This is a genomic window from Collinsella aerofaciens, from assembly GCF_039752985.1.
GTDB lineage: Bacteria > Actinomycetota > Coriobacteriia > Coriobacteriales > Coriobacteriaceae > Collinsella > Collinsella aerofaciens_BT.
In genome coordinates this window covers 38,732-57,423 of record NZ_JBDMHA010000001.1, presented here as the reverse complement: position 1 = coordinate 57,423, position 18,692 = coordinate 38,732, and the positions used below count along the sequence as shown (strand labels likewise).

General features: G+C 58.6%; 15 protein-coding genes. 5 read left to right on the top strand and 10 right to left on the bottom strand.

What is annotated here, in order from left to right; translation table 11 throughout:
* Positions 1–44: 44 nt before the first annotated feature.
* The 5 genes from ABHR76_RS00260 to ABHR76_RS10090 form a co-directional block, all read right to left on the bottom strand.
* Positions 45–998, bottom strand: a complete 954-nt coding sequence (locus ABHR76_RS00260) for a tRNA dihydrouridine synthase (protein WP_138111732.1) — start codon at positions 996–998, stop codon at positions 45–47.
* 53 nt (positions 999–1,051) lie between these two features.
* Positions 1,052–4,306 (bottom strand): ABC transporter ATP-binding protein/permease, encoded by a 3,255-nt coding sequence (locus ABHR76_RS00255; RefSeq protein WP_138111729.1) that lies wholly within the window; start codon positions 4,304–4,306, stop codon positions 1,052–1,054.
* Positions 4,307–4,559: 253 nt separating this feature from the next.
* A complete protein-coding gene (locus tag ABHR76_RS00250; RefSeq protein WP_138111726.1) occupies positions 4,560–5,531 on the bottom strand; it encodes a TlpA family protein disulfide reductase in 972 nt (323 codons plus the stop codon).
* Between the two features lie 29 nt (positions 5,532–5,560).
* Complete coding sequence (locus tag ABHR76_RS00245) at positions 5,561–6,250, bottom strand: 4Fe-4S binding protein (protein ID WP_254668687.1); 690 nt, start codon at positions 6,248–6,250, stop codon at positions 5,561–5,563.
* Between the two features lie 205 nt (positions 6,251–6,455).
* Complete coding sequence (locus ABHR76_RS10090; protein WP_254179316.1) at positions 6,456–6,527, bottom strand: CD1871A family CXXC motif-containing protein; 72 nt, start codon at positions 6,525–6,527, stop codon at positions 6,456–6,458.
* Between the two features lie 147 nt (positions 6,528–6,674).
* On the opposite strand from ABHR76_RS10090, the gene ABHR76_RS00235 reads away from it, so the two are divergent.
* Genes ABHR76_RS00235 through ABHR76_RS10085 form a run of 3 tightly spaced genes read left to right on the top strand, consistent with a single transcriptional unit; the run spans position 6,675 to position 9,001 of the window.
* Positions 6,675–7,367 (top strand): response regulator transcription factor, encoded by a 693-nt coding sequence (locus ABHR76_RS00235; protein WP_138111720.1) that lies wholly within the window; start codon positions 6,675–6,677, stop codon positions 7,365–7,367.
* Positions 7,364–8,503, top strand: coding sequence for a HAMP domain-containing sensor histidine kinase (locus ABHR76_RS00230; protein WP_138111717.1), 1,140 nt, complete (start codon positions 7,364–7,366; stop codon positions 8,501–8,503). The genes ABHR76_RS00235 and ABHR76_RS00230 overlap by 4 nt, the downstream gene beginning before the upstream one ends.
* 27 nt (positions 8,504–8,530) lie before the next feature.
* Positions 8,531–9,001, top strand: a complete 471-nt coding sequence (locus tag ABHR76_RS10085; RefSeq protein ID WP_138114220.1) for an arginase family protein — start codon at positions 8,531–8,533, stop codon at positions 8,999–9,001.
* Positions 9,002–9,529: 528 nt separating this feature from the next.
* Here the strand turns inward: ABHR76_RS10085 and ABHR76_RS00225 are convergent.
* The 4 genes from ABHR76_RS00225 to ABHR76_RS00210 all read right to left on the bottom strand — a co-directional run bounded on the left by ABHR76_RS00225 (position 9,530) and on the right by ABHR76_RS00210 (position 11,826).
* Positions 9,530–10,213: a hypothetical protein gene (locus ABHR76_RS00225; protein ID WP_195361944.1), complete on the bottom strand. Its 684-nt coding sequence runs from the start codon at positions 10,211–10,213 to the stop codon at positions 9,530–9,532.
* Between the two features lie 412 nt (positions 10,214–10,625).
* A complete protein-coding gene (locus ABHR76_RS00220) occupies positions 10,626–10,880 on the bottom strand; it encodes a hypothetical protein (RefSeq protein WP_117848184.1) in 255 nt (84 codons plus the stop codon).
* Positions 10,881–10,895: 15 nt separating this feature from the next.
* Complete coding sequence (locus tag ABHR76_RS00215; protein WP_138114217.1) at positions 10,896–11,519, bottom strand: DUF1700 domain-containing protein; 624 nt, start codon at positions 11,517–11,519, stop codon at positions 10,896–10,898.
* Positions 11,506–11,826 carry a PadR family transcriptional regulator gene (locus tag ABHR76_RS00210; protein ID WP_006234594.1) on the bottom strand — a complete coding sequence of 107 codons (321 nt, stop codon included), beginning with the start codon at positions 11,824–11,826 and terminating at the stop codon, positions 11,506–11,508. Before ABHR76_RS00210 ends, ABHR76_RS00215 begins: the two co-directional genes overlap by 14 nt.
* Positions 11,827–12,483: 657 nt before the next feature.
* Here ABHR76_RS00210 and ABHR76_RS00205 point away from each other — a divergent pair.
* Both ABHR76_RS00205 and ABHR76_RS00200 read left to right on the top strand, forming a co-directional pair.
* Complete coding sequence (locus tag ABHR76_RS00205; RefSeq protein WP_217495602.1) at positions 12,484–13,488, top strand: helix-turn-helix domain-containing protein; 1,005 nt, start codon at positions 12,484–12,486, stop codon at positions 13,486–13,488.
* Positions 13,489–13,645: 157 nt separating this feature from the next.
* Positions 13,646–18,013 carry a hypothetical protein gene (locus ABHR76_RS00200; protein ID WP_346976450.1) on the top strand — a complete coding sequence of 1,456 codons (4,368 nt, stop codon included), beginning with the start codon at positions 13,646–13,648 and terminating at the stop codon, positions 18,011–18,013.
* An 89-nt stretch (positions 18,014–18,102) separates the two neighbouring features.
* Here the strand turns inward: ABHR76_RS00200 and ABHR76_RS00195 are convergent, their stop codons facing one another.
* Positions 18,103–18,687: a hypothetical protein gene (locus ABHR76_RS00195; protein ID WP_346976449.1), complete on the bottom strand. Its 585-nt coding sequence runs from the start codon at positions 18,685–18,687 to the stop codon at positions 18,103–18,105.
* Positions 18,688–18,692: the final 5 nt, after the last annotated feature.

The following is an 18,692-nucleotide window of genomic DNA, read 5'->3' as shown; positions in this document are numbered from 1 at the left end:
CGTTCTTAAATGACTAGTCGTTAAAGAACGTCCCCAACGACCAACTAGCCGTGGAAGCGAGCTATGAGTGCAAGTGGCTGCTCGCGAAAGACGCGCTCGACGGCGGCGCGATATTCGTCGACCTTTTTAGTCTTGCGTACGAGCTTGTGAACGGTAGCGGGGTCGGCGAAAGCGCACTTGGCGTAGAACCACCACTCCTTCATACGAAAGACCGCGTTACCGCCAATCTCTTCTGCATAGGCCGCAAACAGCGTGTCGTGGAAGCGCTGCAGCTCAGCAGCCGTGGCAGCAGGGCCACCCTTGACCATGCGAGCCAGCGCGGGGTTCGCGAGGAGGCCGCGCCCCAGCATTACATGGCGCGTGCCGGAATAGGCCTCCACCAGCGCATCCATATCCTCAAGATCAAAAATGTCACCGTTATAGGCGACCGGAAACGGCGCACGCTCCAGCGTTTCGCCATAGAACTCCTTGCGCGGCGAGCCCGTATAGCGGTCCTTTTGCACGCGCGGGTGCACAATCAGCTCTGCCAGCGGCATGCGGCAATACAGATCGAGCACGCGCTCGTATTCGTCGTCGCTCTCCAACCCCAGCCTGGTCTTTACCGATACCGGCAACGGCGACCGCTCGCACACATCGCTTAAGAACGCCTCGAGCTCGTCGAGATTACGCAAGAAACCCGAGCCCTTGCCCTTGGCAACAACCGTTCCCGAGGGGCAACCCAGGTTGAGATTGACCTCGCGGTAGCCCATGTCGGCGAGCACCTGTGCCGCCCACACAAACTCGTCCGCGTTCTTGGACATCAGCTGAGGCACCACGTTGAGCCCCTGGTTATTGGCAGGATCGATCTCCTTAAACGCCTTGCCGCCAAAGCGGTTTCCCACCCGCGGCGGCGGCAAAAACGGCGTGTAATAGCAATCGAGCGCGCCGAAGCACTCCGCATGCACGCGACGGAACACATGCCCGGTAATCCCCTCCATAGGGGCCAGCGAAAGGATCATCTACTCTTCTCTCATATCAACGAACGTGACAAAGGGACCGCCCCTTTGTCGCATTATTCGGAGCGCAGGGCTTCCACGGGGTCTTTTTTGGATGCGCTGCGGGCCGGCAGCAGGCCAGCGACAACCGTCAGCAGCACCGAAATTGCAATGAGCACCAGCGCATCCTGCACGGGCAGGCTCATCAGGTTGGGGACCTGTTTGGCCGTAAGCGCCCAAGCATTGACCGGGAAGCTCACGGCCACCACGACGACAACAGCAAAGACGCCGGCAATGAGGCCCTCGATAAAGGTCTCGGCGTTGAACACGTTTGCCACGTTACGCTTCGACGCGCCAATCGCACGCAGAATGCCAATCTCCTTTTTGCGCTCCAGCACGCTGATGTACGTGATGATGCCGATCATGATGGAACTCACCACCAGGCTGATGCTTACGAATGCGATGAGCACCAAGCTGATGGTGTTCACGATGTCGGTTACCGAACCCATGATGATGCCCATGTAGTCGGTGTACGAAATTGCCCGATTATCGTGGCCGGCGGCTTTGACCTGCTTGTTGTACGCGTCGATGTGATCGAGCACGCGCTCCTTGGCCTCAAAGTCGCGCGGGAAAATCTTGACCGAGATGGGATCTGCCTCGTCCGCATAGCCCAACGTGGTCAGATTGTTGTCGTAGGTGAGCTTCGACGCCTTGGCATAGCTCATCATGAGCGAACTCAGGTCCTCGGCGTCCATGTTGAAGTGAATGGCACGAGTAAAGGCACTCGCATCCACGCGCATGGCGCTCGCCAGGTTAGCAAAACTCGAAGACATCTGCGTCGCCATCTGGTCCATAAGCCCTGCCGCGCCTGCCTTGAGCTGAGTTGACACCGTCGCCGCAATCTGATCGCTGATCGACTTCATCACCTGATCCATAGCCTGCTGCAGATACGGAGCCAGCTGCTTTTGCACATAGTCGGTCATCGTCTGTTGCAGGCGCTCGGCCAGGGCATCGCCACCGAGTGCCTTGAGCTGTGTCAGGTATTGCTGCGCCGTGGCATCACTCTCAAGATACGTCGAGAATGCGGCAGCGAGCTTTGCCGCGTCTTTAAGATCCTCGGGTGACAGCGCCTTAAACTGATCAGACTGCAAAAAGCCCTCAAACAGCTGGTTGGCTAGTGTTCCCACCTGCTGCATTTGCTCGGGCGTGAGTTCCAGACCGTCAAAGATACCCGAGAAATCTGGGGTTGGCACTTTTGCCATGATGTCGCTGAAGTCGATGTCCTTGCCAACGCCCGAAAGGTCAATGTCCAGCCCGGACAAGTCAAGACCCGACAGGTCCATACCGCCGGCAACACCCGAGAGCGCGGAGGTATCGAACGAGAACGCGCTCTTGAGCGCCGCCTCGTCCACACTGAACATGCTGCCCAGATCAACGCCTTGCTTGGCCTCGCCTTGCAGTTCGTCGAAGGTTTTGCCCGTAAAGACATCCGTCTCGGGGCGGGCGAGTTGCTCCTGCACAATCTGCGAATCGGCGGCGCGCTCCATAAGCTGACGAGTTAGTGCATGCGTATAGGCAATGCCCGGGGTCAATGCGCTCGCATTGGCCGTCTCGTTAGGTCGCACCACGCCCACAATGCGCACGTCAATACCGTCGGCAACCTTGGCCGTCATAAAGTCGGCATCGTCAGACATGTCAGTCCACATGCCGGTCTCTTCGTTTTTGCGATACGCATCGGCCGGCGACAGCACCTTAAACGTCGTGGACAGCGCATCGTCGTAGGTAAATTCGGTGCCGGTCTCGGGCGTTTCGACCCCACCGTCAGCCGTCATAGCACTGTTTACCAGATCGTTGAGCTCATTGATATCCAGCGCACCGATGCTGTAGAGCGTGTAGTCGCCCACCGTGCCACGACTCGAGAGCACCATCACGGCTTCGTTGGCAGACGTGGGCCAATGACCGGCGACGACATCGTACTGGCTGTCGAGCAGGCTCTGGTCGTCAATCATCTCGTTAAAGACCGAGGTTCCCATGGATTCCATGCTCACCGTTGCCGCCGAACTCGCGCCTCCGCTCATGGCCTCGGTCATAGCGTTGGGAACAAGCCGGACGGGCTTCTCGTCGCCCTTGCCGGCACGATAGACAACCGGCGATACACCGTAGCCGTACTGAATGGCGTTGACTTCTTTATCGATGCCGTCGCCACCGGCATCGAGCCATGCCTTAAAGCTCGTCATGTCGTTGGACTTAACACTTGCAAACATATCCTTTACGGCCGTGACCACGGGAATCTTATCGTTTCCCTGAGCCTTGTCGCCGGCACTGTCGTCGGACGAATCCACGTTTTCAGGCGAGTCATCATCCGCAGCCCCCTGTCCGCCCATCATGGACGACAGGTCGTAATCCTGCTTGGAAATGGTGAGCGGGTAGCTCGAGAGCGTATCCTCCTCGACCTTTTTGATGTAGCCGTTTACGCCATTGGAGAGCGCCAGGATCGCCGCGATACCGATAATGCCAATCGAGCCCGCAAAGGCAGTCATGGCCGTGCGGCCCTTCTTGGTCATGAGGTTTCGGGCAGAAAGCCCCAGCGCCGTCACAAAGCTCATCGAGGTTTTGCGCGTAGGCTTGGCCTCGCGGCGCGCGGCCTTGGCAGCATCGAAGGGATCGGAATCGTCGGTGATCTTGCCGTCCGCCAGATTGACGATGCGCGTGGCATATTGGTACGCCAGCTCGGGATTGTGCGTGACCATGATGACCAGGCGGTCGCGCGCCACGTCCTTGAGCAGGTCCATGACCTGTACGGATGTCGTTGAATCCAAAGCGCCGGTCGGCTCGTCGGCAAGAACGATCTCAGGATCATTTATCAGGGCGCGGGCGATGGCCACGCGCTGCATCTGCCCGCCCGAAAGCTGGCTCGGGCGCTTGTTAACGTGCTCGCCCAAGCCGACTTTCTCCAACGCCTCGCGCGCACGCTGGCGGCGCTCGGCATGCCCCACGCCCGTGAGCGTGAGCGCCAGCTCCACGTTTTCCAAAATGGTCTGATGCGGAATGAGGTTATAGCTTTGGAACACAAAGCCGATGCGGTTGTTGCGGTAGGCATCCCAATCGCGGTCGCGGAAGTCCTTGGTCGAGATGCCGTCAATCAGCAGGTCGCCAGAATCAAAGTGGTCGAGTCCGCCGATAACGTTGAGCATCGTGGTTTTGCCCGAACCCGAGGGACCCAGAATGGCCACGAACTCGTTATCGCGAAAAGACAGGCTCACGCTGTCGAGCGCCACCTGCGTAAACGACTGCGAAACGTACCTTTTGCAAATACCTTTGAGCTCCAGCATGGACGGCAACCTCTCCTGCGCAGGCACCCTGCCCGCTCTCCTCCGCCGTTCGTATTCGACGCGTTTGTCCTACTCTATCCCCATTTTTTGCCGACGCCAGTGAGGAATGTAACAAACCGCGCCAAAAAACGAACGGGACGGCGCCCAAAAGAAGAGGTCCCGAGCGGGACCTCTATATGGTGGAGCTTATCTTGAAAGGTAGCGGACTACTTCGCACAGCGGTGCACGATCATCGCCATGCTTTACGCGTTTTCTACTGCTCGCTATTCGCAATCGCCTGGTCGATAAGCTTGTCGAGCGCTGCGCGCTGCTCAGCGGAGCTGATGGCGCCCACGATGGGCTCCCCTACGATGTTGCCATTCTGATCGATGACATACGTTGTCGGGAACGAGAACAAATTTGACGTAAACTTACCGGCCTCGCTATCCGACTTGAACCAGATGTTCTTATATGTCACGCCCTTCTTGCTCAGCACGTCCTTGGCATCTGCAATCTCGCCCTTGTTGCCATCGAGCGTAAAGGAATTGACGCCCACGACCTGGCCGCCCTTCTTGGCAAGCTCCTTATTCAGGTCCTCAAGGTCGCCCAACTCACCCACGCACGGCTTGCAAGTGGTGAACCAGAAGTTCATGACGGTGACCTTGTTCTTAGAGAACAGCTCGTCGCTGTTCACGTCGTTGCCATCCAGGTCCTTGCCCGTAAAGCTGGGGAACTTCGTCGCCTCGCTCGAAGCATTGGCACCAGCCGTCATGCCAGCGGTCGAAGCGTCGACGCTCTCGCCTGCACTCGGCGTGCTTCCACAGCCGGGGAACTCCTTCTCCAGGCTCTCGAGCTTGTCCTCGATCTCCTTGATCTGCTGTGCACCGGCCTTGAGTGTCTTAAGCTCATCCGCCGTGAACTCATCCTTGGCGCCGTCGATGGTCTTGAGCAGGAAATCGCCGTAATTGCTGCCGTCCTCAATCATTGCCGAGTCTTTATTTGCCGCATTGAATACCTTTTCCCACAGCGCGTTATCACTCGAAAAGATATCGTTCTCCTTCTGCATGAGTTTTGCATACAACTCGGCGGCCTCGTCGGCATTGGTCGGCTTCTGCGCAGTGAGTTCTGCGATCTTAGGATCGGAGCCCGCAGATTCGCTCGCATTGCCACCGGACGCCGAACATGCCACAAGGCACAAGGCCAGTACCGGCACCATAAACAGGGCCGCAATCTTAGAAAGCTTCATAGTCATTCCTCCGTTTTGTCGAAGCTTGTTTACTTTTTATCGACGGTCAAGGGAAGCTTTTCCGCCGACACATCCAGGCCATAGCGATAGCTGATGGCATCGACAGGACAGGCCCCGATGCACTTTCCGCACCGGATACATTCGGCATGATTGGGCGCGCGGACCACATCAACGTCCATCTGACAAACCTTTGAGCACTTGCCGCACGAGACACATTTGCATGCATCGACCCAGATGCCCAGTAGGGATACCTTATTCATGAGCGCATAGAATGCGCCGAGTGGACAAATCCATTTGCAGAAGGGGCGGTAGAACAAAACGCTCAGCACTACCACGGCAATGAGAACGGCAAGTTTCCAAGTAAAGAGATGTCCCAACGCAGATCGAATGCCGGCATTGGCAATGGCCAGCGGAATGGCGCCCTCGAGCACGCCCTGCGGACAGATGTACTTACAAAAGAACGGGTCGCCCATGCCCACGTCGTTAACCACCAAGACGGGCAGCAGCACCACGGCAAACAGCAGCACGACGTACTTGATGTACGTGAGCGGCTTAAGCTTTTTCGTGGAGAACTTTTTTCCGGGAATCTTGTGCAGCAGCTCCTGCAGCCAGCCAAACGGGCACAGAAAGCCGCATACAAAGCGTCCCAGCAGCACGCCGAGCAAAATGAGCGCACCGGTAACATAGTAAGAAAAGTTGAACTTGGATGAACCTACCACCGACTGGAACGACCCGATGGGGCACGCACCCGATGCCGCGGGGCACGAATAACAATTAAGTCCAGGTACGCAGACTGTTTTTCCCGCGCCCTGATAGATGCCGCCTTTGGCAAAGTTTGGCAGGTGAATGTTGGTGACCAGCGTCGCCGCCGCCTGAATGAATCCGCGAAATCGGACCAAAACATGCGACGCAGTGTTTTCTCTTTTATCCAATTCCGATACACTCCAAGCACAGCCTAATCGCTTTGGCCAGCACGGCATCCGCCTCGCCACGCATAACACCAAAGCACACCATGGTAATTCCGACGATCAACAAAGCGACCTGTACCACGGGTTTTACCGCTTTGAACAACCTGACCACTCCTTTCGTTACGCGACCATTGGACCATATCGACTATAAAATCCGTGTTAAGCGCGATTTGAAATGTGCAAGGAGACTGTTATGCGTATTTTGATCGTCGAGGACGAGCGGGCGCTGTGCGACGCAATCGCGCGCAGCTTGCGGAACTTGGCGTACAGTGTCGACTGCTGTCACGACGGACAGGAGGCGCTCGACCTACTGGACGTTGAGGCCTTCGACCTCGTGATACTCGACCTCAACCTTCCCCGTATCGACGGCATGACCGTACTCAGGGAACTTAGGAAAACCGACTGCGAGACCAAGGTGCTGATTCTGTCCGCGCGTGGCGAAGTATCCGATAAAGTCGCCGGACTCGATGCCGGCGCCAACGATTACCTCACCAAGCCGTTTCATCTGGACGAGCTTGCGGCAAGGATCCGCAGCCTTACCCTCAGACGCTTTACACAAAGCGACGTAGTTTTAACCTGCAGAAAGCTCCGCTTTGACACCAAGGCGCGCATCGCTTCCGTGGACAGCGAGACTTTATCTCTTACGCGCAAGGAAACGGGAATCTTGGAATACCTGATGCTTAATCAGGGGCGTCCGGTAAGCCAAGAGGAGCTTATCGAGCACGTTTGGGATAGCAGCGTGAACAGCTTTAGCAACGCGACCCGCGTTCATATCTCGTCACTCCGCAAAAAGCTACGCATCGCTTTGGGATACGACCCGATTCGCAATCGGATTGGAGAGGGCTACGTTATGGAGGATAGCGAATGAAAAGGCTTTCGTTGCAATGGCGCATAACGATTATGACGGCACTGCTCACGTGCGCTGCGTGCGTGCTGACGAACTGCCTGGTCGGCTATACGGGCATGCGCTACATGGATGCTATCGGCAGCGACGTCTCGGCCCTTAGCGCAGCCGGCGAAGATTCGCCCCAGGCGTTCGACCCAACGAAAGCGACCCTCAATGACGAGGTCACGATCGTCGTAAACGACGCACAGGAGTCTTTTGGCACGACAGCCTGGTGCATCACGGCTGGAGTCACACTCCTTGGCGGCGTGCTGGCATACTTTGTGAGCGGCCGTGCGCTCAAACCGCTACGAGCTTTTGCCGCCCAGGTTGAGCGTGTGCAGCCTGACAACCTAAGCGAAATCAGACTCAGTGAAGATGTGCCCACCGAGCTACAACGATGTAGCGCCTCTTTCAACGACATGATCGCCCGTCTTGGCGAAGGGTTCTCTGCACAGCGTCAGTTTACCGGCAACGCCGCACACGAGCTGCGCACCCCGCTCGCCCTTATGCAAGCACAGATTGAACTATTCATCTCCGAGCACTCCGGTTTGCAACCCGAAACAGCCGAGCTGCTCGGCCTGCTACAAGAACAAACCGAGCGCATGTCTCGAATGACCAAGGTATTACTCGAGATGAGTGAGCTCCGCAGCGTTCCTTGCGAGGACGATGTTGAACTCGGTCCCTTGTCCGAAGAGGTCCTCACCGACCTTGCGCCACTTGCCGAGAATAAGGGCATAGCCCTCAATTGTGCTGGAGACGCTTTGACAATCGGAAGTGATACGCTCCTCTATCGGCTGGTGTTCAATCTGGTCGAAAACGCCATCCGTTACAGCCGCCCCGGCTCGACTGTCAACGTCTCCATCAGCGACAGCGACAGCCACGTGCTCCTGCGAGTCAAAGATGAGGGCCCGGGAATACCCAAACAGTACCGAGAGAGCATCTTCCAGCCGTTCTTTCGTCTAGATAAATCCCGCAGCAGGGCATACGGCGGCGCAGGACTCGGGCTAGCGCTTGTTTGGGAGATTGCAGCCCTACACGGCGGCACGGTAGAGGTCGAAGCAAGTTCCGAGAACGGGACCACCATGCTCGTGACCCTCTCAAAGGGGGCCACCACGTGATCCGACTGTCCAGGGGTCCCACTCGGCATTGCGAAACGCGTCCCAAAACTTGGACATGAGAAATGGGAGGCAGTTCACATCTGTGCCGAGGACGAAGTCCTGGCGGGAATTCAGGATGCGCAGAGGAAGCTTACGGCAGAAAACCCCGACAGAGTCGTGACCGTCGGCGGCAACTGTATGGCGTCGCTTGCCCTCTTCGATTACCTGCACGGGAAATACGAGAACGTTGGAATCGTCTGGATCTATGCGCATCCGGATGTATCCACGCTGAATGATGGCTACCCCAACGCTCACGCCATGGTACTTGGCAACCTTTTGGAACAGGGTGCACCGCAACTCGTTTCGCGGATGCGGCATCCGGTGTTTAAGCCGAGCGATGTCCTGCATGTCGGGCTACAGCAGCTCCACGACTATCAGGAAGTTTGCTTAAACAAGCATAGGTGTTGCGGTTTTAGCCGATGTCCTCATGGAGGAAAACGACATGCTGGGTCTGTCTGATTAAAGTCCAACAGTTTCCATGAGGCATCTAGCACGGTAAAAGCTAAAGACCCGGGAGACCCCAAACTGTCAACCATCTTTACGGGTGCAAGGGAAACGGGCAAGACAGCCCCCTCTCGCTCCTATCCGAAACGGCGCTTGAACACGGCTGGATTGCAGCGAATGTCTCCGCCATGCCCGGCATGCTCGAAGATATCATCGAGCACACAAAGGAGGCCGCAGGCCGTTACCTCTCGCAGCCCCATACACGCGTGAGCGGAGTTCAAGTTGGGCAGCGGGGCGGTTTAGCGCGCCAATATAATCAAATCGTGCACTTCCATAGCCTCTCGTCTACGTGGTGTACCGTCGTCTCCCCTTTTATCAGAGTTGGGCGATTTCAGGCACCCGAGCTGAACTCAAATTGAACTCAACGATGCCTTATCGGTCGAGGGCGTCCTAGCGAGAATATACAGAGGCGCACATTTCGCAGGGAACCTCCCATTCGTTATCATATCGGGATGCTGTCAAGGCAGCGTCAATGCGTTCGACCTACACCTTCTCGCTTTTCGAGGCCTCGTCTGCAGGACCATCGGAATCGATACGGAATCGATCGGCATACCATTCATCCGAAGCAATCACCTTATGGAGCATCTGGAGATGCAGGTCGACATAGTGGCAGAACGCCTTGCCGCATTCCACGAGAGGCGCATTGTTTCTCTCGTTGGGCTCGGCTCCAAAATTAAACTCGACCTCATAGCCCTCCCCAGGCACACCCATGCTCGGCAGAACATCAATGGAGAAGTGGACGAATCCAGACGTCACCTTGTATACATCTTTTACCTTTGGATCGAACTTCTCGAGTAAGTCTTGAAGTCTTCCATCGGACATCTTCTCACCCGAGAAATCTTTCAGCTTGTTCACAGGCACACCTTGAAACACCTGCTTGAGAAAGTCATCCTGGTCTTCGGCGGCGAATAATGCGAATGTCCGCAGGCAGACTCCAACCTGTGCGCGGAGAAGCTGGGCGACGCAAACAAGATTCCTCGACTCGAGCATGGAGATGAATCCGTCTATCAGTCTCATCGCATACTCAGAGGAGGATGCCAGATATAGATCCCATTGGGTAAAGTCGCCGTTCATGAAAGGAATCACTGCATTGCGCTCGGCGACTCTCAAGGCACTCAGGCTTTGTTCTATTTTCTCAGCTTCTTGTTTGAACTGTTCGCTATCCAAAATGCCCCCAAATGCCGGCTTCTCAACAAATCAAAAAAGCAGGAGAGACAGAGATTAGGTTCCTGCTCCACTGAACCCGCGCTTCCAGTCGAGACACTCCTCCTCGAAGATCTCCCCAGAGTCCCGTCTCTCGCGCCCCTCACGGAACTGTCCATATCAGTGTAGCCAATCCAAGCACAGCCCCACCGCACGGCCCAGTCGCTTCCGGTCCTGCGTGGCCCCATGAAGGCGGAAGGGCGTGGTTGTCGTCATCGCGTTCCTTTCTCCTCATACCTTTTGGGCATGCGTCACGGGCCCCCGCGCGGCGCCGAGAGCGAATCGGCGCAGGCTTGGGGCCAGTTGCGTAGAGGTTGAGGTTCGGGTTTCGCCGGCTTACGCAGCTTGGCGGGCAGAGCGCCCGGGCTCGCTGCGCCTAGGGCGCGGCGGGATCCGCGACGCCGGAGGTGTCGATCTCGCCCAGATTGGCGAGCTGCTCGATGAGGGGGAGGCCCATCGGGTCGTCCACCTCGACGCCGCCGAGCACGATGGTGCTGTCGCGCGTGTCGATATGGGTTGTGAACACGGCCGGGTCGAAGCCCGAAGCGATAAAGCCAATGCCCGCGAGGACAACACCCGCGGCAACGAGCCCGCCCGCCACGGCGAGGTAGATCTTCTTCGCGCTGGTCATGGTACTCACTCCTTTCTACGCCGCGAGATGCGCGGCAGCGCCGCCCTTCTCGCCCTTGCCCTTCCAGAAGGGCGAGGCGGCCTTCCTCGCCCAGAGCGCCGAAAGGCGCGCAATTTGTTTTGAGGCGGCCCAAGCGCCAGCACCAACGAAGAGCGCCACGCCGACGAGGCCGAGCCCCACGCCCGCCGAGGCGAGGGCGTACGGGAAGTGGCCGATGGTGACGCCGCTTACGGCAAGCAGGAGCTCAACTACGCCCACGCCCCCGAGTGCCGCCGCGACGATCCACACGCAGAGTGCCAGCAGCCAGATGCAGATATAGACCGTGACGGCCACGGCGGCGAAGGCGGCGAGCAGCGGCACCCACACCGGGGAGCCCACGATGGTCAGCACCCACAGCAGCGTGGTGCTGCGCCGGCGCGTCCTCGCGATCGCGCGCGGCACGGCGGGCAGGTCGTCGAGCGTGGCCTCCGCCACCTCGCCGGGTGTGCCCATGGCGGCCACGGCCTCCTCCTCGCTCATACCGTCCTCCATGCGGTCAGCGATGGCCTCCGCATAGAACGCCTTGGTCTCCTCCACCTGCTCGGCCGGCAGGCAGGCGAGCAGCTCGCCCAACCGGCCCAGAAACTCATCGCGCGTCATGGTGCGCCCCCTCAACGTATGCGTAAATCTCCCGTACGGACGGCCACTCGGCCAGGAACTCCTCGATGCGTGCTCGCCCGTCGTCCGTGATGCGGTAGTACCGGCGCAGCCGCCCGTTGTGCTCGGCGGAGCGCGCCGTGATGCACCCGGCTTTCTCCAGGCGCTTGAGCAGCGGGTAGAGCGTCGACTCCGTGAGCCCCATGCTCGCCGGTACGTCCTTCACGATCTGGTAGCCGTAGGACTCCTCGCCGGAGACGGCCGCGAGCACGCAGGCCTCCAGGAAGCCGCGCTTCATCTGTGCCTCCATCCGCACACCTCCTCTCGTCATATACTATGCTATACACACTATACGATGCAAGGTATTAGACGTCAACTCTCATCGCGAAGATTCTCCGGCCCCTGCGCGCTGCGAACGTGATGTCGCGGGGCGGTTGGCATTATGCATGAAACGTCAAGTAACGCTCTTTTGATCCACTTCCACTCGGCCCCATTCGCCTTGTACAACGCCCCCTTTCAACCTTGGGTTCAAGAGAGCCGCTAGGCTGGACGTGCCGGACGGTAAAGTCCTGGACGCCATGGTGAACTTCTCCGATGCCATGGGGGTCATGGGTCTACGCCGATGGAGTCCCACGTACGCGGCAGGGCTCGCCCGTCACCGCTGGTCGCCGGACGGTCCCCACGCCCCGCTCGCCAACGCGCAGGCGACAGCAGCAGTCCAGCGCTGGCTGGAGACGCCGGAATGCCCAGAAGATGCGTTTCCCATCGCTGCGGCAGAGCTTTTTGCAGGGGTGGCAGTTTTTCTATATCCCAAGGTCAGATAGGCTTCGGTAGCCACCTTGGAAGCATCGCCAATAGACTCTTCCTTTATACGTTCGGCATAATCGTAGGCGATACCCACAAATTCCAGTCCCGAGCAACAGGAGTACAATTGCTGCAATTGTTGCCAGCTGTTGGGAGATGGAAGATGGACTGCGATGGCTACCCACGCATTCCCATGCCGTTGATGTGCACCGCTTTTGTGCCAGGGCAGATCGACGCTGCGGTTGCAGGCATTTCCGACCCCGATTCACGCACCATCGCCACGGCAGAAGCGCTGTACTTTCGCGGACAGGCCACGCTCGCCGCCGAGACAGCACGCCCCTATCTTGACGCCACCGACCCCGCACCGCGCTATTCCGCATGCTTTATCTGCGGATATGCCAGTCTGTCGCTCAACCGTATCGCCGATGCCCGCCGTTGCCTTGCGGGCATCCTCGATACGCCACCTGACGATGAATCGCCTGCCGTCCACGCCATGCATATCCTGTTCGCCTCTGCCGCGAGCGTCCTGCTGCACTTGCCTTCCCCGTATTCCGCCGAAGAGTTTTATCCGCTTGCGGCGCATCTGCCCGAAGGCCTGCGCCTGTTCGCCAGCTACGTGATGGCGCACGCCTTGTATCTGCGCGGCGAATACGGCCGCAGCCTGGGCATGGTGGAAAATGCCCTGATCATGAAACAGGGAAGCTATCCCATCTCGGAACTGTTCCTGCACCTGGCGGCTTCCATGGCATGCATGAGCCTCAAGGACATCGACGCCGCAAAGGCACATTTCGGAGCCGCTTGGGACATTGCGCGCCCCGACGGCCTTATCGAGCTCATTGGCGAGCACCACGGCCTTTTGCAGGGGCTTATCGAGGCATGCTTAAAATCGCAATATCCCGACGATTTCGCTCGCATCATCGAGATTACGTATCGATTCAGCTACGGCTGGCGGCGCATCCACAACCCCGATTCGGGTGAGGACGTGGCCGACGATTTAACGACCACGGAGTTCACCATGGCCATGCTCGCCTGCCGCGGTTGGACCAACGCCGAAATCGCACGCCACATGGGAGTATCGCCGGGCACCGTTAAAAACCGCCTATCAGGAGTGTATGCCAAGCTTGGTATCGGAACTCGCGCCGAGCTGATTGCCCACATGTTGCGCTAGCGGCCAGACTGCCCGGCGTATCGAAAGCGCTCCGGGGGCCTGACGCTTTCGCGCACTCAAATTGGACGTTTTGACCCTTGAACGGCACTACCGCCACGGGGCGACTTCTCGCAAAATTGGATTATTTCCTCCGATGTTTGCGGGATGGGAGCCAAAGATGCTTGATCGCCGTTCGTTACTTGTTGCCGGAGCGTCCTCGCTGGCGAGCATTATGTTGCCGCGCGTGCCGGGAAGCGCAAACGCCTTCATATTGCCGTTCGCGCCCACCGAAGCCTATGCCGACGAAAAAGACCCCTTCAGGGTGCTCGTTCTCTCGCGCACCATGTTTGGTGTGGTCGTGGTCGACGTCGCCAACAAGAATATACCCATCAAGGGAGCCCAGGTCACGCTCGCGTCGCGTTATGCCGCGGGCAAGCAGCTCTCCGCCACTACCGACGACGAGGGCACGGCCATCTTTGAGGTCGCGCCTCTTTCGGAAGGCTACGTGGACGAGGCAACGCTTCTCGACGCGTACGACTTTAACGGCGGCATCTCCATTAGCATGGCGGGCTACCGTGATGTCGAGATTCCCCTTGCGCGTATCCAGGGCGGCACCGCCATAACCGCACCCACGCGTCCGCTTTCCGACGGCGAGCCGTACTTTCGCCAGCTCACATTCGACGAATGGGACATCCAGTACGCTGAAGCCACGTTCATGGCATTGCCGAAGGACGACACGGCAAACGAGCAGCCCGATACGCACGCCTTTACCGTGCAGGCACATCTGCCACAGGGTGGACAGGCAACGCTGCATATCAATAAAGTGATGCCCTCTGCGGGCAGCTCAACCGAAACCGTCACGCAGATCGGCCAGATCAAGGCCAGCGCATCGGGCGCGGATAATCTGGCGACGTTCACGCTCGAAGACACGTTCCTCGATGCAGCTTCGGGCCTTCTGGAGGAAGGGTGCAAGCTGCGCTTTATGCTCGACTACCAGGGCAAAACCTACACGCTCTCATCCCCTATGGCCGTTGTCACCGCGCCGGCCGCAAAGGCGGAATCAGGCTCGACCACCATCATTCCCACCACCATGGACCAAGAGATCACTCCGTTTGATTTCCCCGCATCGTTTCCCGGCATCGGTGGTAATAAGTTCACGTGTTGGATGCCCACATTTCCAATCCTCTTCGATTTCTCGTTTGCTGGATACGTGCTGTTTGGCGGAGGATACAAACCAGCCAGCTATATGAACGATTCGGGCAACCCTGATCCGGAATACTGGAAGAAATCGCCGCGCGAGTCGGGCGCCAAGCAGGCAAACCGCTACCTCGACGAGATGGAGGGGAAGTGGAATCAGTACAAGAGTATGAGTGCCGGATCGGGCACCGATCCAAGAAACACCAAGCTCCTTCGCCACCATTGCACGCTGCTATTCACGATGGATATCGCAACACAGGTGTACGGCTCGCTCGCCTACGATTGGGTGGGCAAAACCTGGGGTAACAACAACGACCCCGCATACGGCAATATTAAGGCCCTCTTCCAGGTAAGAACCGACCTCAATTGGACCGAGCAGTTTACCCTAGGACCGGTGCCATTTTTCCTAAACGTCAACCCCTGGGTGCTGGCAAAACTGGCGCTCGCCGTGGGTGCCCACACGCACGGCAGCGGCGCGGCGTTTTTTAAAAACATTTCGCTCGACTATTCAAACACGTCGGGCTCGTTCACCATCCAGATCGGGCTTGCCGTCACCTTTGGCGCCGGCGTTGCAGGCGTCGCTTCGTCTGCCGTGCGCGGCGCCGCATCCCTCACGCTGTTCATTGGGTACGAGAAGGCAGATGGACACCAGCTTCCGCGACTGCGCGTAGGTGCAGACGTCGATGTCGATGTGATACTCCAGTTCGTAATGTTCAAGTGGACCACCAAGGCTTGGTCGGGGTCGTGGCCCACACTCATCGATTCGTGGAATATGTCGGTGAACAATGGCGACCAGTATGTGCTCCAGCGCTCTGAGCTCGCATTGGGTGGAGATACGCCTTATACGCTGGATGCCTGCTTCGACTCGGCCGGCAACATTGAGGCGGGCGGCGTGCCGCAATTTATCGCATCGGCCACCATCGTCACCAACGCCGAGCTGCTCGCACGCGCCGAGGTTAAGGCCACTGCCGTAAACGCCGCGCCTGTCGTGCGCGATTGGGATCAAGCGGTCACGCGCATTGAGCTCGAGGCGGATGCAGAAAGCGACGACACGGGACAGATCGAGCATTTCGTCCACGCACTGATAGAGAGCGACGAAAATGCCGCGCCGATGTATGAGTACACCTACATCGGTCAGGCAACGAACACCGTTGCCGACCCGAACGCCAATTCTGCCGGCGTGTCGGAGGACGAGCGTGGCGGCATAAAACCCTCGAGCGACAACGTGCTGTTTGCTGGCGTGCTCAGCGAAGCCCACATGAAGCTGGCAATGATTGCCGGCGTAGAATGCCTGTTCCGTATCGCCTCGGTGCGCTACGGCGACAATGGTCGCTCGCGCCTGGTGGTACACACAAAGGCAAACGGAACGTGGTCCGCTCCCACGCCTGTGGACTTTCCCCTTGGGTTTGGCGAGGGCGACGTGGAGCGCGACGGCATATACGATTACGACTTCGACGTGGTGGAATATACGGACGGAAGAGGAAACCAGGACGCCTACGTGTTGCTGCTCTCGGGCGAGCGGCGTGACGGCGACGACACCCTTTTCGATACGGCGAGCACATCCGGCATACTGTCCGTTGTGCGCCTGCGCATAAGCAACGACGGAGTTCGCGTGATATCGCACACGTCGTGGCGCAGCATCTCGCGCGGCCGCCTTCAGGAGGATGGCTACCATTGCCTGCAGTGCCCACGCATCACGGTGGGCAAGACACTTGTCGACGGGCGCCTGTCGGGCGCCTACCTCCACCGCCGCGGAACCACCGCAGAAAAGGCGCTCGGCAGCGAGGCCGAGGTTGCACTGGAGTGCTTTACCCTGTGGTCGGACGTTTCGGGCGACAGTCTCACGTTCCGTCAGGTCCTCCGCTTTCCGCAGGCACCGTCGAGCATCGAGCTCGGCGCGCCCGAGAATATCAACGGCAAAATGGTGGTGCCCGTTGCATACGAGACTGCAGGCGGTTGTGGCTCTGCATCGTACGCCGTGATCGGCCAGTCCATTGCGGGCTGGGGCGTTATGTCGCCAGATGCTACAGTACCCCACGCGGTGCCGTGGCCGCAGCACACGGGCTTTTTGGCTACCGTCAACGAGCAACTGCAGCATATTACTTGGGCACGAGGCGCATCGGCATTTGCAACGCAGCCCGTGGGTGCCGCAGGCTGTGGCCCGGCATCGTTTAGCGTAAGCAACAACGGCAGGTGCGTGCTCTATGTAGAGAACACCGATGGTAAGGTGGGACAAACCTACGACGAAGAAGGCAACCCGGTAGCAGTGATGGGCAAGCACTTCCGCATCTTCGCCAGCACCTTGGCAGGCGATCTGTTTACGGAGCCGTTCGTGATGTGCGAGCTGGACCATCCCGTCGATCAGATAACGACATTTTTGACGTCGGGGAGCATGCTCTCCGCGCTCGCTACGCACATTGTGAGCGCGGAGAAGAGCGAGGCAGAGCTGCACGGCATCGAAGTGCCCTTGGTGGCGTGTGCCACTCCGACGGGCGCAGTCGCTACCTCGGGCGCGGTGGTGCCTGGAGCAGCAGGCGAATCCTTCATGGTCACGGTGCGAAACGACGGCAACACCTTGCTGACCGCCGGCACGATCGATCTGTACCGAGAGGGCTCCAGCCAGCCGTTCTCCAGCGCATCCATCGGGTTCGGAGCGAACACACGCATGGCATCGATCTACGATCCAGAGCTTGCCGAGGACGCTTCGGCCAACGACATGACACACGTGAAGTACGCGCTCGAGACGCTGGGCGCACGTTTTGCAACGCACCCACTGGTAGCCGACAGTGGCAACGCAGTGCTGGCACCAGGTTGCACGGCACAGTTCCGCATGAGCTTCGCCATTCCCGAGAGTTGGAGCGACGAAGTGGGCAAACGCGTAACGCTGTATGCGAAGGCGCGTAATCTGGTGGCGCTCGATCCCGTAACGCTCGAGGAAATTCGACCGGGGGCAAACTCGGCGCTGGGTGCCGTACTGCACGAGCTTCATGTGCCCGACGCGGCATGCGAGCGCTCAGAAGTTCAGGTCGGCGTATGCGACAGCGCGGATACGACAGGACTTCACGACGCCCCGATGACGACGGACGGCGATGGCGGCTCGAGTGGCGGCGGTTCCGGCACGGGAGGCAGCTCCGGCGGAAGCAGCTCCGGCAGTGGCAAGGACCACGGCAATAACAAGCGCTCCGGAAAAGCGGGCGCGCTTGCGGGCACGGGCGATGTCAACGTCCCCCTGACGGCAGCCGCAGCAGCACTCGCCGCAGCCGGCGCCGGCCTCGTCGCCTACAGCGCCCGCCGCACGGCGCTCGAAAACGACACCGCCGATGAGGTCAATTCGGATACGCCTCGCTAGCTCCCAGTTACCTTTGCGAGAGACGCCGACTCGGCTCATCGAACACCAAAAGGGCTGGTTCTGGATACCCAGAGCCAGCCCATTGCGCATTAGATATCGTCAGTGGAGTCGAGTTCTGCCTCGAGCTTGGCACGGCGTCTTTTCGCCGTGAAAAACGTTGCGCACAGGCCAGCAAACATGGCCGCGAAAATCGTCGCACCGCAGAACACGCCCGTGGCCAGATTCGCCAACCAAAAGACGCTTTCGAGCGGTACGATCTGCGCCTCAGCGATACAACGCATTGCGGCAATAACAAGCGCGAACGCGGCGCCGCTAAGACCGCTGAGAAGCAGAAAATATCCAACAGGAAGATGCTCGGTTTGCCCAAAACGATTGGTGTCGACATAGCCCTTCCGCGTTTGCAGTCCTGCGCAAATCAACATCACGAGAACGAGCCACAAATACATGGCTACCTCGAACGGCGTTGCAAAGCCATGCGGCATTTCACTGGCGTCGCTGTGAACCCACGCGACCTGTCGAGCTATAAACTGGTAGAAAAAGATCATCAACATGCCAAACGAAAGCAGCACGAAACCAATCTTGTAGATCTTCGCGCTCTCAGCCTCCAGGCGCTCATCCTTTGGGCCGGCATATTCACGCCACTTTTGCACGAGTTTTAAATCTTCAAATTTCATAGCGA

Bases quoted from the DNA above. Each gene is read 5' to 3' on its own strand.
- ABHR76_RS00255 (WP_138111729.1), bottom strand. From the start codon at position 4,306: ATGCTGGAGCTCAAAGGTATTTGCAAAAGGTACGTTTCGCAGTCGTTT.
- ABHR76_RS00205 (WP_217495602.1), top strand. From the start codon at position 12,484: ATGGACTGCGATGGCTACCCACGCATTCCCATGCCGTTGATGTGCACC.
- ABHR76_RS00195 (WP_346976449.1), bottom strand. From the start codon at position 18,687: ATGAAATTTGAAGATTTAAAACTCGTGCAAAAGTGGCGTGAATATGCC.
- ABHR76_RS00210 (WP_006234594.1), bottom strand. From the start codon at position 11,826: ATGGAGGCACAGATGAAGCGCGGCTTCCTGGAGGCCTGCGTGCTCGCG.
- ABHR76_RS00260 (WP_138111732.1), bottom strand. From the start codon at position 998: ATGATCCTTTCGCTGGCCCCTATGGAGGGGATTACCGGGCATGTGTTC.
- ABHR76_RS00220 (WP_117848184.1), bottom strand. From the start codon at position 10,880: ATGACCAGCGCGAAGAAGATCTACCTCGCCGTGGCGGGCGGGCTCGTT.
- ABHR76_RS00200 (WP_346976450.1), top strand. From the start codon at position 13,646: ATGCTTGATCGCCGTTCGTTACTTGTTGCCGGAGCGTCCTCGCTGGCG.
- ABHR76_RS00235 (WP_138111720.1), top strand. From the start codon at position 6,675: ATGTGCAAGGAGACTGTTATGCGTATTTTGATCGTCGAGGACGAGCGG.
- ABHR76_RS00250 (WP_138111726.1), bottom strand. From the start codon at position 5,531: ATGAAGCTTTCTAAGATTGCGGCCCTGTTTATGGTGCCGGTACTGGCC.
- ABHR76_RS00230 (WP_138111717.1), top strand. From the start codon at position 7,364: ATGAAAAGGCTTTCGTTGCAATGGCGCATAACGATTATGACGGCACTG.
- ABHR76_RS00215 (WP_138114217.1), bottom strand. From the start codon at position 11,519: ATGACGCGCGATGAGTTTCTGGGCCGGTTGGGCGAGCTGCTCGCCTGC.